The sequence below is a fragment of the Yoonia litorea genome, assembly GCF_900114675.1.
In the GTDB taxonomy this organism is placed as follows: Bacteria; Pseudomonadota; Alphaproteobacteria; order Rhodobacterales; family Rhodobacteraceae; genus Yoonia; species Yoonia litorea.
In genome coordinates this window covers 242,384-258,069 of the sequence record NZ_FOZM01000001.1, presented here as the reverse complement: position 1 = coordinate 258,069, position 15,686 = coordinate 242,384, and the positions used below count along the sequence as shown (strand labels likewise).

Annotated in this window: 15 protein-coding genes; 10 read left to right on the top strand and 5 right to left on the bottom strand. The window is 57.2% G+C overall.

From position 1 onward, the window contains the following. Positions 1 to 52: 52 nt before the first annotated feature. Positions 53 to 931, bottom strand: a complete 879-nt coding sequence (locus BM316_RS01360; protein ID WP_090203044.1) for an RNA polymerase factor sigma-32 — start codon at positions 929 to 931, stop codon at positions 53 to 55. 94 nt (positions 932 to 1,025) lie between these two features. On the opposite strand from BM316_RS01360, the gene cobU reads away from it, so the two are divergent. From cobU to BM316_RS01340, 4 genes are all read left to right on the top strand, one after another. Then, positions 1,026 to 1,550 (top strand): bifunctional adenosylcobinamide kinase/adenosylcobinamide-phosphate guanylyltransferase, encoded by a 525-nt coding sequence (gene cobU, locus BM316_RS01355; RefSeq protein WP_090203043.1) that lies wholly within the window; start codon positions 1,026 to 1,028, stop codon positions 1,548 to 1,550. Beyond that, positions 1,547 to 2,116 (top strand): histidine phosphatase family protein, encoded by a 570-nt coding sequence (locus tag BM316_RS01350; protein WP_165606517.1) that lies wholly within the window; start codon positions 1,547 to 1,549, stop codon positions 2,114 to 2,116. Before cobU ends, BM316_RS01350 begins: the two co-directional genes overlap by 4 nt. A 59-nt stretch (positions 2,117 to 2,175) precedes the next feature. After that, complete coding sequence (locus BM316_RS01345) at positions 2,176 to 2,868, top strand: glutathione S-transferase (protein WP_090207328.1); 693 nt, start codon at positions 2,176 to 2,178, stop codon at positions 2,866 to 2,868. A 66-nt stretch (positions 2,869 to 2,934) separates the two neighbouring features. Beyond that, positions 2,935 to 4,449, top strand: a complete 1,515-nt coding sequence (locus BM316_RS01340) for a YifB family Mg chelatase-like AAA ATPase (protein WP_090203040.1) — start codon at positions 2,935 to 2,937, stop codon at positions 4,447 to 4,449. Here BM316_RS01340 and gshB read toward each other — a convergent pair. The 3 genes from gshB to rsmI form a co-directional block, all read right to left on the bottom strand. Continuing rightward, on the bottom strand, positions 4,446 to 5,384 hold the full coding sequence (gene gshB, locus BM316_RS01335) for a glutathione synthase (RefSeq protein WP_090203037.1): 939 nt from the start codon (positions 5,382 to 5,384) through the stop codon (positions 4,446 to 4,448). The genes BM316_RS01340 and gshB overlap by 4 nt on opposite strands. Before the next feature lie 66 nt (positions 5,385 to 5,450). Beyond that, positions 5,451 to 5,807 carry a YraN family protein gene (locus BM316_RS01330; protein WP_090203035.1) on the bottom strand — a complete coding sequence of 119 codons (357 nt, stop codon included), beginning with the start codon at positions 5,805 to 5,807 and terminating at the stop codon, positions 5,451 to 5,453. Beyond that, positions 5,804 to 6,664 carry a 16S rRNA (cytidine(1402)-2'-O)-methyltransferase gene (gene rsmI / locus BM316_RS01325; protein WP_090203032.1) on the bottom strand — a complete coding sequence of 287 codons (861 nt, stop codon included), beginning with the start codon at positions 6,662 to 6,664 and terminating at the stop codon, positions 5,804 to 5,806. Before rsmI ends, BM316_RS01330 begins: the two co-directional genes overlap by 4 nt. Positions 6,665 to 6,760: 96 nt before the next feature. Here rsmI and BM316_RS01320 point away from each other — a divergent pair, with 96 nt between their 5' ends. Genes BM316_RS01320 through murJ form a run of 3 tightly spaced genes read left to right on the top strand, consistent with a single transcriptional unit; the run spans position 6,761 to position 12,315 of the window. Beyond that, positions 6,761 to 7,945: a penicillin-binding protein activator gene (locus tag BM316_RS01320; protein WP_090203029.1), complete on the top strand. Its 1,185-nt coding sequence runs from the start codon at positions 6,761 to 6,763 to the stop codon at positions 7,943 to 7,945. Next, complete coding sequence (locus BM316_RS01315; protein ID WP_090203026.1) at positions 7,926 to 10,721, top strand: [protein-PII] uridylyltransferase; 2,796 nt, start codon at positions 7,926 to 7,928, stop codon at positions 10,719 to 10,721. The genes BM316_RS01320 and BM316_RS01315 overlap by 20 nt, the downstream gene beginning before the upstream one ends. Positions 10,722 to 10,752: 31 nt before the next feature. Next, a complete protein-coding gene (murJ, locus tag BM316_RS01310) occupies positions 10,753 to 12,315 on the top strand; it encodes a murein biosynthesis integral membrane protein MurJ (protein ID WP_090203023.1) in 1,563 nt (520 codons plus the stop codon). Here murJ and BM316_RS01305 read toward each other — a convergent pair. Then, entirely contained in the window at positions 12,312 to 13,013 is a 702-nt protein-coding gene (locus tag BM316_RS01305; RefSeq protein WP_090203020.1) for a rhomboid family intramembrane serine protease, read from the bottom strand. The two genes, murJ and BM316_RS01305, sit on opposite strands and share 4 nt — an antisense overlap. 87 nt (positions 13,014 to 13,100) lie before the next feature. Here BM316_RS01305 and trpS point away from each other — a divergent pair, with 87 nt between their 5' ends. The 3 genes from trpS (at position 13,101) to BM316_RS01290 (ending at position 15,668) form a co-directional block, all read left to right on the top strand. Continuing rightward, entirely contained in the window at positions 13,101 to 14,129 is a 1,029-nt protein-coding gene (gene trpS, locus BM316_RS01300; protein WP_090203017.1) for a tryptophan--tRNA ligase, read from the top strand. Positions 14,130 to 14,237: 108 nt separating this feature from the next. After that, entirely contained in the window at positions 14,238 to 14,714 is a 477-nt protein-coding gene (locus BM316_RS01295) for a VOC family protein (RefSeq protein ID WP_090203016.1), read from the top strand. A gap of 90 nt (positions 14,715 to 14,804) precedes the next feature. Then, a complete protein-coding gene (locus tag BM316_RS01290) occupies positions 14,805 to 15,668 on the top strand; it encodes a branched-chain amino acid aminotransferase (protein ID WP_090203013.1) in 864 nt (287 codons plus the stop codon). Positions 15,669 to 15,686: the final 18 nt, after the last annotated feature.

Genomic DNA, 15,686 nt, shown 5'->3' with positions numbered 1-15,686 from the left:
CTTGGTCTGACAGAACTTAGGTCAGTTCGAACCGGAAATTCAATGCGACCTGTCAGCGAAAGAAGCCGCGCACCTCTGTGCTTTGGGACTCAAGGCTCTTGCGCATTTTGCCGAATGCCGCTGCCTCAAGCTGGCGCACGCGTTCCTTGGAGAGGCCAAGCTCAGTGCCAAGGCTTTCCAGCGTGCGCGGATCATCACGCAGCTTCCGCTCACGCACGATGAACTGCTCACGATCATTGAGCGAGCTCAATGCAGTCAGAAGCCATTGACGCAACGTGTCATTGTCATGGGAGTTCTCGACCGTTTCCGCAGCTTGTGGGCCTTCGTCCTCAAGCGCATCAATCCATTCGCGCCCCTCATCCTCAACCGACTGTGTGGCATTGAGGGAGAAGTCTGAACCGGACAGCCGGCCTTCCATCATTTCGACGTCGTGCAGAGGCACGCCAACTTCGATGGCGATCAGTTCGCGCATTTCCTGCTGGTCGATTGTCCGGCCTTCAGCAGCCGCTTCGCGTTCGAGGCGGGCCTGGACACGACGCATATTGAAGAAGAGCGATTTCTGCGACGACGTGGACCCAGTACGCACCATGGACCAGTTCCGCATCACATAGTCCTGAATTGAGGCTTTGATCCACCAGACTGCATAGGTGGAGAAACGCACACCACGATCCGGATCGAATTTGTCGGCCGCCTTCATCAGACCAACAGAGGCTTCCTGGATGAGATCATTCATCGGTGCACCGTACCGCTTGAACTTCGAAGCCATCGAAATGGCAAGGCGCATGTACGCAGTGATCAAGCGATGGAGGGCCTTTTCATCGCGCTGGTCGCGCCAAGAATAGGCCAGTTGCAGCTCCGTCTCAGCATCCAACAGCTCCGCTTTCATTGCGGTCCGAGACAGGGTCTGGTCTGAAAATCCGGTGACGCCCATGATGGTTCTCCCAAGTTGTCGTGCAGTGCATTAACTTTTTGCTTTGTATTGCTTACGTAAGGATGAACCCACTGGATCATAAAAAGTTCATAAAATGACATTGCCACGGCTGACACTTGTCCTAGGGGGCGCTGCGAGCGGGAAATCAGCCTTTGCAGAAAGCCTGTTACGCAGTGCGCATCCCTGCCCGACCTACATTGCTACCGCGCAGGCATTCGATGCCGAGATGGCGGCGAAAGTAGCCGCACATAAAAGCGCCCGCGGCCCGGATTGGACAACGATCGAGGAACCTGTCGACCTCGCGCACGCACTTCTAAAAGCACCTGACGGTGCGCCTGTGCTTATCGACTGCGCAACGCTGTGGCTCACCAATGTCATTCTTGGCGAGCACGATCTGGAAACAGCCCAGTCATCGTTTGTCACCGCGCTTTCACAGGACGGCCGCGCCATTGTCATCGTCTCGAACGAAACCGGTCAGGGCGTTGTGCCAGACAACGCTTTGGCCCGCCGCTTTCGCAACGCACAAGGTCGCCTGAACCAGGAAATCGCCGCCAAGGCAGATCTGGTGGTTGCCGTCATGGCGGGGCTTCCGCTTGTTCTCAAAGGACAACTGCCTTGACCCGTCTGTGGTTGGTCAGACACGGCCCGACACATGCAAAGTCGATGGTGGGATGGTCAGATATACCTGCTGACCTTTCAGACAGCGACGCGATCCGACGCCTTCGCCAGTATTTGCCCGATGCACCGGTTGTCTCATCAGATTTAATCCGCGCCGTTGAGACGGCTGACGCGCTGCAACCGCAAAATCGGCTGGAGCATGATAGAAAGCTCAGAGAAATCAACTTTGGTGACTGGGAACTGAAGACCTTTGCCGAGGTCGAGGCCAAGAACCCCAAACATATTCGGGCCTATTGGGAGACACCCGGCGACATCGCACCGCCCAATGGTGAAAGCTGGAACGCCGTCCGCGACCGCGTCTCAGGCGCAATCGACGGATATCTTAATCTCGGGTTAGCCGATCTGATCATCGTTGCACATTTCGGTGCAATTCTGACGCAAGTGCAGCGTGCAAAGAATATCACCGCCTACGAAGCGTTCGGTCACCGCATCGAAAATCTGTCCGTGACGGACCTGAAATTTGATGGACAAGGCTGGCACGTCGGGCGGATTAATCACGTTTTGTGATGGCGAGGGTCACAAATTGATGTTGGCCATCAAAGAGCGTGTGCGCCTTTATGTCGGGCATGACGTATCAACTTCATATCGGCGACCGCACATTCAGTAGCTGGTCTTTGCGCGGCTGGCTTATGCTCAAGAAATTCGGGCTGCCATTCCAGGAGCATATGGTCGGGCTCTATTCGGGCACCATGAAAGACGATCTGGCGCATCTTGAGCCTGCCCGCACGGTGCCGGTTCTTCAGACGGCAGAGGGTGCAGTGCTGACGGACAGCCTCGCCATGGCCGAGACCTTGGCGGAAAGACACCCCGACGCCGGGCTTTATCCCGTCGAGCCTGCGGCCCGTGCCCTTGCCAGATCAATGGTCGCAGAAATGCATTCGAGCTTTCATGCTCTCAGGCAAGATTGCCCGATGATCCTGAGGCATCGCTTGACTCGGTTCTCACCAGCGCAATCCGTGCAGAACGATCTGGAACGAATTTTCGACCTGTGGTCATTGGCGAAAGATCGCTTCGGGTCTGATGGCCCTTGGTTGTTTGGTAACTACTCGCTAGCCGACGTTTTCTATGCACCCGTCGCCATGCGCATCACAGCATATGGCCTGCCGGCTGCACCACGCTGGCAAACCTACATTGCCCAGCACCTCAAGGATCCGGACTTTCTGCATTGGCGCAGCGAGGCGATGAAAGAAAGCCATGAACCATGGCCTTACCCGAGCGACCTTGAGACTCGACCATGGCCTGACGAGATCGCAAGCTGAAGTTCGACCATTAACCAATCGTCAACCACGCCATCGTAACCGTTAACCCTCAAAGGAGTGGCGGTGATGGTTGCGCGGGCGTACACGGTTGCATTCGAAGGCGTTGATGCCCGTCTCGTTGAAGTACAGTGCGCTGTGTCTGCCGGCATCCCCGCGTTTTCAATTGTCGGCCTGCCTGACAAGGCGGTCTCCGAAGCGAAAGAACGGGTTCGCGCCGCTTTAGGCGCCATGGCGATTGCGTTGCCATCGAAACGGATCACCGTAAACCTCTCGCCAGCCGATCTACCGAAAGAAGGGTCGCATTTCGACCTGCCGATCGCGCTGGCTCTGCTTGCTGCGCTTGATGTCGTGCCGGCTGAAACCGCAGAGCAAACCGTGGCACTCGGAGAACTGTCGCTCGACGGCAGCCTTGTACCGGTCATCGGCGCATTGCCGGCTGCAATGGCAGCGGCAGAAGATGCGCGAACGCTCCTTTGTCCGCACGGCTGCGGCGCAGAGGCTGCATGGGTCGATGCGGTGCGGGTGATTGCACCGCGCACACTCGCCGAAACCATCAGACACTTTTCCGGCAAAGCTGTGCTTGCCCCGGCCAGCCCTGGTGAAATCCGCCCAGCCCCCAAGCGACCAGATATGAACGAAGTCAAAGGGCAAGAGCGGGCCAAGCGGGCATTGGAAATCGCAGCGGCGGGTCGGCATCACCTGCTGCTTGTTGGCTCTCCAGGTTCGGGAAAATCGATGCTTGCCGCGCGACTCCCCGGGATCATGCCCGATCTCTCACCGCATGAGGCATTAGAAACGTCAATGATCCACTCGCTTGCGGGACTTCTTGATGAAGGGGGCATCAGTCGCACGCGACCATTCCGTGAACCCCACCACACCGCGTCTATGGCCGCTATTGTCGGTGGAGGACGGGGGGCGAAACCGGGTGAAATCAGCCTCGCACATCACGGTGTGCTTTTCATGGATGAATTCCCGGAGTTCGGACGGACCGTTCTCGAAACACTCAGGCAGCCCATCGAAACCGGCGAAGTTGTTGTCGCGCGCGCAAATGCGCACGTGCGTTACCCTTGCCGCTTTATGCTGGTTGCCGCGGCAAATCCTTGCAAATGCGGGTATCTCGCCGACCCAGCCAGAGCATGCGCGCGTGTTCCGCAGTGCGGTGAAGACTACATGGGACGGATTTCAGGCCCACTTATGGACCGATTTGATTTGCGCGTCGAAGTCCCGCCCGTTGCCTATAGTGATCTCGAAAACGCGAGCGGCGGCGGCAGCTCTGCTCAGATCGCCAAACGCGTCCAAAGCGCGCGCGACCGACAGCGCTTGCGGTTTCGCGACACACAGGGTGTCTCGGTCAATGCCGATCTGGATGGTACAGCATTGACGGCTGTCGCTCAGCCGGATGGCGAAGGGCAAGCATTGCTGACCAAGGTCGCAACACGCTTCGGTCTGTCAGCGAGAGGCTACCACCGCGTCTTGAGGGTGGCGAGGACGATCGCGGACCTTGAGGGGGCTGAGAATGTCCGCAAACCCCACGTGGCTGAAGCCGTCAGCTTCCGGCTGGCATTTACGAACGAGATTTAGCGCCGCGCCTCAATGGCGAGCCAGATTTTTTCAGCGATGTTGATCCCGTCAAACCGTTCCAGTTCCTGAATACCGGTCGGCGAGGTCACGTTGATTTCGGTCAGCCAGTCACCAATTACGTCGATGCCCACAAAAATCTGTCCCTTTTCCTTTAGCAATGGGCCGATCCGGGCACAAATCTCCTTGTCCCTTTCTGTCAGAGCGACTTTTTCGGGTCGCCCGCCAACGTGCATGTTCGATCTGGTCTCGCCAGCGGCGGGAACACGGTTGATTGCCCCCACCGGCTCACCGTCGACAAGAATGACACGCTTGTCACCTTTGGAAACCGCAGGCAGGAATTGCTGCATGATCAAAGGCTCACGATTGATGCCTGCAAAAAGCTCGTGCAGTGAGGCAAGGTTGCTATCGTCAGCCTTCAGCTTGAACACCCCTGCACCACCGTTGCCATAAAGCGGCTTGAGTATCACGTCGCCATGTGCGGCTCGGAAAGATTTCAACGTCTCAAGATCGCGCGCCACCATCGTCGGGGGCGTAAGGTCCGGAAATTGCAGGACGAGTAGCTTTTCGGGATAGTTACGCACCCAAAAGGGATCATTGACCACAAGCGTCTCGGGGTGGATCATATCCAGAATGTGGGTCGTGGTGATGTAGCCCATATCAAACGGCGGGTCCTGACGCAGCCAGACCACGTCAAATTCGGACAAATCAACGGTGGCCTCTTCGCCGAGCGCGTAGTGATTTCCCTTCTCGCGCCGAACGGTGAGTGGCCAGCCAGTTGCAGTAACCCGGCCTTGATCATAAGCGAGGCGATCCGGTGTATAGTAGAAAAGCGAATGCCCGCGTTCTTGCGCTTCCTCGGCAATCCGGAAGGTGCTGTCTGCATCAATATTGATGGGTCCGATCGGATCCATCTGGAAGGCAATTTTCAAGGACATCCGGGCACCTCTTGCTGCGACAACTGTCACACTAGATGGCGCAGCACCGCCAAAAGCGCAATCCGGCTATGCCTCCATGAACGCGTTTTCGAGCACTTTCACGGCACCTACGTCATTCACCATCGCAAGATCGAAGCGCACATCAGTCAGCTGTCCGCGTGGTTCATCGGCCAAGAATTCACTGGCGCTGGCACAGATCCGGTTCATCTGACGGCGCCCAAGTCGTCGTGCCGCCGTTGCAAAGTCACGGCTTTTCTTGACCTCGATGAAGACGACTGTTTCTCCGTCGCGCGCGACGAGATCGATTTCACCAGCCTTGCCACGCCACCTGCGCGCAGCAATCCGGTGTGCGCGGCGCGTATAATCCGTGGCAACGATTTCCTCTGCAGCAACTCCGGCATGATAGCCCAACGACCCTGTCATTCTTCGTCTCCTAACTCCAATGCGATCTGGTAAACCTGCCGGCGTGGCAGACCCATGGCGCCAGCGACGGTCGTTGCGGCGTCTTTCACGCGCATCGTCTTCATCGCCTCGCGGAGGGCAGATGCGACGTCGCCATCATCAATGGCTTGTGCACCGGCACGCCCGACCAGCACGACGACTTCCCCCTTGATTGGTCTATCTGCGAAAACATCTGCCAGATACGCGAGATCACCGCGAACAACCTCTTCAAACTTCTTGGTCAGTTCCCGGCACACCACCGCCTGCCGTTCCCCTCCCAACACATCGCGCAAATTTGCTAACATTTCCCGAACGCGTTTTGGGCTTTCATAGAATACCAGCGTAAAGGGCACATCACGCAGCGCAGCGATTTCGGTTTGCCGCTGCCCTTGCCCAGCGGGCAGAAATCCCACGAATGCAAACCGGTCTGTCGGGAGCCCCGAAACGGTCAACGCCGTAAGAACCGCAGAAGGTCCCGGCGCCGCGATGACATCGCAATCCTCCGCAATTGCAGCGACCGCCAGTTCAAAGCCCGGGTCCGCTACAAGGGGCGTGCCTGCATCCGAGACATAAACCACGGATTTACCAGCCTTCACGTCCGCAACAAGCCGTGACACAGCATTGCTGCCACTGTGGTCATGAAAGGCAACCAGAGGCCGGCCATCAAGCGGGATCGCATGAATATCGAGCAATTTCCGCGTGTTACGAGTGTCTTCCGCCGCGATCACATCAGCAGAGGCCAGCACATCGAGAGCCCGTAATGTGATATCGCGCGCAGCACCAATCGGTGTCGCGACGAAGTAAAGACCGGCAGAGAGTGGCTTGCGTATGAAATTCATCTCTGGACCCGGGTGCCCCCTGCTTTATGATACTCCGATACAAGCCACCAGGCTGCATGAGCAGACCTGTCTCGCAGCTTAGGAGGGATACGACCGATGTTTGCCCGTTTCAACAATGCCCGCAAGACAATCGCGCGCTTTTTCGTATTAGGCGCGTTTTTCTGGCTCGCCGCCTGTGATGTCACACTCGACCCGACCGCAAACGTCGGCCAGTCGATCGATGTCAGCGAACCAATCGAAGTCGCGCTGCTGGTACCGGGCGGCTCCGCTCAGGTCACCGACAATCAACTGGCGCAGAACTTTGAAAACGCAGCCCGCCTTGCGATTGCTGATCTAGAAGGCGCCGAGATTGATCTGCGGGTCTACAACACCGCCGGAGGCAACCCGCAGCAAGCGGCGATAGCGGCAACCCAAGCTGTAAACGACGGTGCCAAGATCATTATCGGCCCGCTTTTCGGTGAAGCTGCTGCCGCAGCAGGCGTTGCTGTTGCAGGGCGTGACGTGAATGTACTGACATTTTCCAACAATGCAGCAATCGCCGGCGGCAACGTCTTCCTGCTCGGAGCGACGTTCGACAACACGGCCCAGCGCCTCGTCCGTTTTGCAAACGCACAAGGCACATCACGCTACATGATCGTGCACGGTGACGATCTGCCCGGCCAGGTTGGTCGCGACGCGATCAGCGCCGCTGTCAATGCAAGTGGCAGTCAGGTCGTTGGTGTCGTCAGCTATCCGCTGTCACAGCAGGGTATTTTCTCGGCCACGCGTGGCATCGTCAACGAGGTGCGCCGCTCTGGTGCTCAGGCGGTGTTCACGACGGCAGGTGCGAGCGCTGATCTTCCAATTCTTGCAACCGCGCTACCTGACGCCGGCATGAGCATCGAACGCTCACCGTTCATCGGCCTCACCCGCTGGGATACGCTGCCACAGCTGCGTGATTTGCCTGGACTGCAGGGTGGGCTGTTCGCATTGCCTGATCAAGGCACTGCGACGCTCTTTGAAGGGCGCTACGCAGCCACCTACGGTCAGGCTCCGCATCCACTTGCAGGCTTGGCATATGACGGCATTGCAGCCATCGGCGCGCTTGCTGCCGCTGGCAATGAGCAAGCTCTGACAAAAGCAGCCCTGATCCAGCCTCAGGGTTTCAGAGGTACGGCTGGCGTTTTCCGCTTCCTGCCAAACGGCCTGAATGAACGCGGACTGGCCGTCGCGACGATCCAAGACAATCAGGTAGCAATCCTTGACCCAGCCCCAAGAAGTTTTGGCGTCCCCGGACTCTGACGCGGTACCAACCGAACTGAGCAACACGCCGGACAATCTCATTTGTCCGGCGTCTGAGGTTTTTGATACACCTGTTGTGCTCGCAGAACTCAGGGCCGCATTGGCCGAGTGCACATCTGAAAAAGACGTGCGCCTCGCGACGGTCAGACTGCTGAGACAAACCCGCGCGGATGGTATGGCGCGCATAGCACGTGCTTTCCTGGAGGCTCCTTTTCAGGGACACACCACGACACGAGCTTACAGCTGGCTGACGGATCAGATCGTCAGAACAGTCTTGTTTGTTGCGACCGAGCATCTGCATCGTCTACCAAACCCGACAGAGGGTGAACGCCTTTCGTTGATCGCCGTCGGTGGGTCCGGTCGCGGAGAGATGGCACCTTTTTCAGATGTCGATCTGCTGTTCCTGACCCCCTACAAGATTACCCCCTGGGCAGAAAGCGTGATCGAGTCGATGCTTTATATGCTTTGGGACCTCAAGTTGAAGGTCGGCCATGCCAGCCGCACGGTGAAGGATTGTGTGCGACTTGCCCGCGAAGATTACACCATTCGCACTTCGTTGGTGGAATACAGGCATCTGGCGGGTGACGAGGCCTTGGCGAAAGAGTTGGGCGAACGACTTTGGGAAGATCTGTTCAAGTCCACTGCCAGCGATTTTATCGAAGCAAAGCTGGAAGAACGCGCTGAACGCCACCGCAAACAGGGCGGCCAGCGCTATGTCGTCGAGCCAAATGTGAAAGAAGGCAAAGGTGGTCTGCGTGATCTGCAATCGCTTTTCTGGATCGCCAAGTATGTGAATGGCGTCAAGAATGCAGCCGAACTTGTCGATCTGAAGGTTTTCAGTGCCGAAGAATACGACACCTTCAAAAAGGCCGAAGAATTTCTCTGGGCTGTGCGCTGCCATATCCACCTGATTGCCGGGCGGGCGACAGACCAACTGACGTTTGATGTGCAGGTCGATGTGGCCGCAGCGATGCAATACACAGACCATGGCGGGCGGCGCGGCGTTGAGCACTTTATGCAAGACTACTTTCGCATGGCGACGCACGTGGGCGAGCTCACACGCATTTTTCTGACCGCGCTTGAGGCGAACCACACCAAAGCCGAACCGATGCTTGTCCGGCTTCTTAAACGCAAGGCAAAGGCGAAAGCCCCCTATGCGATCAAGCAGAACCGGCTGACGATCGCGGATACCGATGCTTTCTTTGCCGATAAGCTCAATATGTTGCGTATCTTCGAAGAGGCATTGCGGACAGGTACGCTGCTGCATCCGGATGCGATGCGCCTCATTGCGGCCAATCTCGAAGTGATCGACGAAGACATGCGCAACAACAAAGAGGCGCGCCGACTTTTCATCGGTCTGTTGTTGAAGCACGGCAACCCTGAACGCGCCCTGCGTCGCATGAACGAGCTTGGCGTCCTTGCGGCATTCATCCCCGAATTTGCACCCATCGTCGCCATGATGCAGTTCAATATGTATCACCACTACACAGTCGACGAGCACACAATTCAGGTGATCAGCAATCTGGCGCAAATCGAGCGCAAGGAGCTGATTGAAGAGTTGCCGGTTGCCTCAGGCATCTTGGAACGCGGAGTGAACCGCAGAGTCCTTTATGTGGCGCTACTGCTGCATGACATCGGGAAAGGTCGCCCTGAAGATCACTCAATTCTCGGCGCGCAAATCGCGCGCAGGGTCGCTCCGCGACTTGGCCTGAACAAGAAAGAATGTGAGACCGTCGAGTGGTTGATCCGCTATCACCTCCTGATGTCGGACGTCGCGCAAAAGCGCGATATCTCGGAACCTCGGACCGTGCGCGGGTTCGCCAATGCCGTGAAATCCGTCGAACGGCTGGACTTGCTGACGGTCCTGACCGTCTGCGACATTCGAGGTGTAGGACCCGGGACGTGGAACAACTGGAAAGCTGTTCTGCTCCGTAATCTCTACAAGGCGACCAAGGCCGCACTTGAGACCGGACTGGAAGATCTGAACCGTGAAAGCCAAGAGGTCGAAGCGAAGCGGATGCTGCGTGCCGAGCTGAGCCATTGGAGCGCCAAGGACCTCAAGACAGAGATCGGTCGCCACTATGGCCCTTACTGGCAGGGATTGCCTCTTTCAGCCCAGACTGTCTTTGCCAAGCTGCTGCATGAGATCAAGGATGATGAAATCAAGATCGACTTGATGCTTGACGAGGATCGCGACGCAACACGCGCGTGTTTTGCGATGGTAGACCACCCCGGTCTCTTCAGCCGGATGACAGGAGCATTGGCCCTTGTGGGGGCAAATATCGTTGACGCCCGGACCTACACGTCAAAAGACGGCTATGCCACAGCGGTGTTCTGGGTTCAGGACAACGATGGCAATCCTTATGAAGCAGCGCGGTTGCCACGTTTGCGTAAAATGATCGAACGCACGCTCAAGGGAGAAGTCGTCGCCCGCGAAGCCCTCAAAGACAAGGACAAAATCAAGAAGCGTGAACGCGCCTTCCGTGTTCCGACGAATATCAGTTTCGACAACGATGGCTCTGAAATCTACACCATTATCGAGGTCGATACCCGTGACCGCCCGGGGCTGCTTTATGATCTGACGCGGACGCTTGCTGACAATTCTGTCTATATCGCGTCTGCCGTGATTGCGACTTATGGAGAGCAGGTGGTCGATACGTTCTATGTGAAAGATATTGTCGGGTTGAAGTACTACTCTGAATCCAAACGCGCCTCGCTTGAGCGAAAACTGAGAGAAGCGATTTCACAAGGCGCTGAGCGCGCAGGTGCTGCGTGAGCACCGACAGCGGACCAGCGCGAGGTCAGCGATGAAACCGATCCGTCTGGTTGCCGGGTTCCTGACCGTTGGTCTTTGGACGTTTCTGAGCCGCATTATGGGCTTTGTCCGCGACATCATGATCGCGGCTTATCTGGGAACAGGTCCGGTCGCAGAGGCATTCCTTGTCGCGTTTTCGCTTCCAAACCTTTTTCGCCGATTCTTTGCCGAAGGCGCCTTCAACATGGCATTCGTGCCGATGTTTTCGAAAAAAGTCGAAAGCGGCACAGGGGCTGAAAGGTTCGCGCAAGACGCCTTTGCAGGATTGGCTGGCGTTCTGACAGTGTTCACCGTGATCGGGGTCATCTTCATGCCTGCCCTCGTCACCCTGATGGCCAGCGGTTTCATCGGAAGTGAACGGTTTGACCTTGCTGTCTATTACGGTCGGATCGCATTTCCTTATATTCTCTTTATCTCACTCTCCGCGCTACTGTCGGGCGTTCTGAATGCCACGGGCCGCTTTACGGCTGCGGCAGCAGCGCCAATTCTCTTGAACGTCATTTTCGTGCTGACCTTGGTTCTCGCGGGCAGCGGTTGCGAATGTACGACTGTGGACGCACAAACGCCGGTTGGTCTTGCGCTCGCTTACGCGGTTCCGGTGGCCGGTGTCGCGCAACTCACCGTGGTCTGGATTGCCGCCAAACGTGCCGGTTACACCTTGCGGCCGCGATGGCCCAAGATGACGCCGGAACTCAAGCGCCTTGCGATTATCGCAGCGCCTGCAGCGCTAGCGGGCGGAGTGGTCCAGATCAATCTCCTGGTCGGGCGACAGGTTGCCAGTTTCTTTGACGGGGCGGTTGCTTGGTTGTCATATGCTGATCGGCTGTATCAATTGCCGCTTGGTGTTGTCGGGATCGCGATCGGGGTTGTCTTGCTTCCTGATCTGTCACGCCGGTTGCAGGCCGGTGACGAGGCTGGTGGCAGAGACGCCTTCAACCGTGCCTCCGAAATCAGCCTGGCACTGACGGTGCCCGCAGCCATCGCCTTGCTGGTCATACCGGTGCCGCTGGTGAGCGTGCTTTTTGAACGCGGGGCTTTCACATCAGAAGATACAACCGCAACGGCGCTGGCAGTTGCGATCTACGGACTGGGCCTGCCCGCCTTCGTGCTGCAAAAGACGCTGCAACCGCTGTTTTTTGCGCGTGAGGATACGAAAAGGCCTTTCTACTATGCTGTTGCCGCGATGGTGCTAAATGCTCTGATTGCCGTTGGTCTGTCACCTCTCATTGGCTTCACCGCTGCGGCCTTTGGAACGACGCTCACGGGGTGGGCCATGGTGGTGATGTTGATGCGCGGTGCACGCAATATGGACGATGCTGCTGCATTCGATCAGCGATTCAAGCAGCGGATTTGGCGGATCATCCTGGCATCGATTGCGATGGGCCTTATCCTGCTGGCTGCCGCCGCAGTGATGGCACCCCTCTTTGCGCTGGGTCAGATGCGCTACTTGGCGCTTCTTTTGCTGATCGTTGTCGGGATCGTGAGCTACTTCGGAATCGGGCAGGTCTTAGGGGCGTTCCAACTGGCAGAATTCCGGCGCGCGATGCGTCGCTAGGCACGTTGCCGTAGACGGGCAAGCAATGCAGACCACCCACCCGGTGCGAGAACCGTTGCAAAGGCAAACCCAGCGACAAAACCTGAAAGCTCAGCAATCCACTGGCTGCTTGCGCCGAAAATGAGCCCGAAAATAAGCTGGATCAGCAACAGAAATCCGATCAACCGGAATGCCATCAACCTGTTTTCTCCGGCCTCACCAAGCCGCAGCCAAAGCGCATATGTGTAGGCCCCAATCAAACCGTAGACAGGCGTAAAGCCCCCCAAGAGAGGGAAACGCCCATCAACGAGTAAACCGAACATGATGGCCCCGATGACTGCGGTCGCAAAATAAAGCACCAGCACTTTGAATTGCCCGTAATACTCGGATGTGAACTTGCCCAGCGCCAAGGTGAGGGCAGCACAGAAGGCGACTTGCGTCAGTTGTGCGTTGATGAACGGATAAGTCACAAAGCGGCGCAGCATATCAAAGGAATAATCGCCAGCAACGAGGACACGCTCCAGCACCGCTGCAGAATAGCCATATTGCTCAATCGCTGCGATGCGCCAACCAACGCCCCTTGGCCCCCCGATGATTCCCGCATTGGCAAGCTGGAAGAGGGCTTCGATGCCGATGATCGCCAACGTCAAAGCAATGACGACGGGGGGCAGATTATTGATCGGGCTTTCGGGGCGTCGATACTCTTCTTCGTCGTCCATCGCGCGCTTTCGCTTGAGTTGAAGTTGACGGGTCTGTCTGTGATGGGTATGCGACCCAAGCTGTGAAATCCAGAGCGGAAAGACACCATGACCGAGACCACATTCACCCCGCGCGTCTTCTCAGGCATCAAACCGTCAGGCGGTCTGACGCTGGGCAACTACCTCGGGGCGATCAAACGCTTCGTCGGGATGCAGGGCCAGATGGAGACCGTCTACTGTGTCGTGGACCTGCATGCGATTACGGTGTGGCAGGATCCCAAGGAACTGGCAAACATGACCCGCGAAGTCGCCGCAGGATATCTGGCAGCTGGCCTCGATCCTTCGCAGTCGATCCTTTTCAACCAAAGTCAGGTTGCAGCTCATGCGGAACTGGGCTGGATTTTCAATTGCGTTGCGCGCGTCGGCTGGATGAACCGGATGACGCAATTCAAAGACAAGGCTGGCTCCAACGCGGAGAAAGTTTCTCTTGGTCTTTATGCCTATCCCTCGTTGATGGCCGCAGACATTCTTTTGTACCACGCGACGCATGTCCCCGTCGGCGAAGATCAAAAGCAGCACGTGGAATTGACACGCGACATCGCGGCGAAATTCAATCACGACTTCGGCGTCGATTTCTTTCCCATGACAGAACCTGTGATCGAAGGTCCTGCCATGCGCATCATGAACCTGCGGGACGGGACAAAGAAAATGTCAAAGTCTGGCGAAAGTGACATGGAACGCATCAACATGACCGATGATGCCGACAAGATCGCAAAGAAGTTTAAGAAAGCGAAAACTGACCCTGAGCCACTGCCCGAAACACTTGAAGGTCTGGACGGACGCCCAGAAGCCAAGAATCTCGTCGAGATTTACGCCGCACTTAACGATCAAAGTGCCGAGGCCGTGATCGGCGAATACGCCGGCGCAGGCTGGGGTCGGTTCAAACCGGCACTTGCTGACCTGGCTGTCGAGAAACTCAGCCCGATCGCCGATGAAATGGCTCGCCTGATGGCCGATCCCGCTGAAATCGACCGTATTCTGTCTGAGGGCGCGGACAAGGCGCGCGAAATCGCAAATCCGATCTTGCGCGATACCTACGGCATCGTGGGCCTTCTGCGGGGTCAGAACCAGTTCTGACCTTAATGAGCCCATGTGCATCGGCGCACCGAAGCTCTGCCGCAAGGTGACTATGATGCAGCTTCGCAAAGCTCTAGGTTGGCATGACTACTCTTAAGGAGGCGAGTCATGACGACACACCATGCCATAGTCGGTCATATCCATCTGCGCGTCTCAGACCTTGATCGGGCTATCGCGTTCTACCGCGATATTCTCGGATTCGAAGTCACACAGCAGTATGGGAAACAGGCGGCATTTCTGGGTGCTGGCGGCTATCATCACCACATCGGACTGAACACATGGGAAAGCCTCGGCGCGACGCCACCGCCGCCGGGCCATACCGGACTTTATCACTCAGCGTTTCTCTACCCTGACCGCAAAGCACTGGCAGAGGTCCTCAAACGGGTGTTGGACGCTGGCATTCCACTTGATGGGGCTGCTGATCATGGGGTCAGTGAGGCGATCTACCTGCGCGACCCGGAGCAGAACGGTGTCGAAATATATGTCGACAAACCCCACGATGACTGGCCGCGCGACAAGGACGGCGACCTACAGATGGTGAATGACCGACTTGATGTCGCAGCAATCCTCGCTCTTGCGGACTGATCCCTCGGACCCCGCAGACATCGGCCTGTCTCTGCTCTCTTTACCTCTTCGAACAGCCGTCCTACGGTCCGCCTGATACAGGAGGGGACCATGGCAACCGGCAAGAACATCTGGACCTATTTCGGTGGTCGTTGGCACGAGGGTGACGTCCCGGTCATGCGGGCAGCAGATCACGGGTCATGGCTTGGCAGTACGGTGTTTGATGGTGCGCGCTGCGTAAACGGGCTTTCGCCTGATCTTGATTTGCATTGCGCGCGGGTGAACCGCTCTGCAGAAGCGCTGATGCTGAAACCTACGGTAAGCACTGAAGACATGGTCGCCATCGTGAGAGACGGGCTTTCACACTACAAGCCTGACGCAGCCGTCTATATCCGTCCGATGTATTGGGGCATTGATGGCGATGCGACGGCGATTGTGCCACAGCACAACGAAACCGGCTTCGCCATTTGTCTCGAGGAAATTCCCTTTGCGCCCGAAAGTGCCACGGTGACACTTGGCCGGACACGTTTCCGCCGTCCGGTCCTTGAGGATGCAGTCGTCAACGCGAAGGCCGGTTGCCTCTATCCAAACAACGCGCGGATGTTGGCTGAGGTTCGCATGCGCGGGTTTCGTAACGCACTTGTTGGGGATGCGATGGGCAATGTCGCGGAAAGCGCCACATCGAACGTCTTTATTGCCAAGGACGGCGAGGTCTTCACGCCCATCGCCAACGGCACGTTTCTGGCCGGAATCACGCGGTCGCGGCATATCAGCAATCTGCGTGCCGATGGCGTCATCGTCCACGAGTGTGTTCTGAGCTTTGACGACGTAGCCGACGCAGATGAAGTCTTCCTGTCAGGAAACATGTCCAAAGTGACGCCTGTGACAGCCTTCGAGGACACCCAATACCAAGTCGGGCCTATGACCCGTCGCGTTCGCGAGCTTTATTGGGATTGGGCCGCAAGCATCGGCTAATTGAGCCGTTGCCTCGCC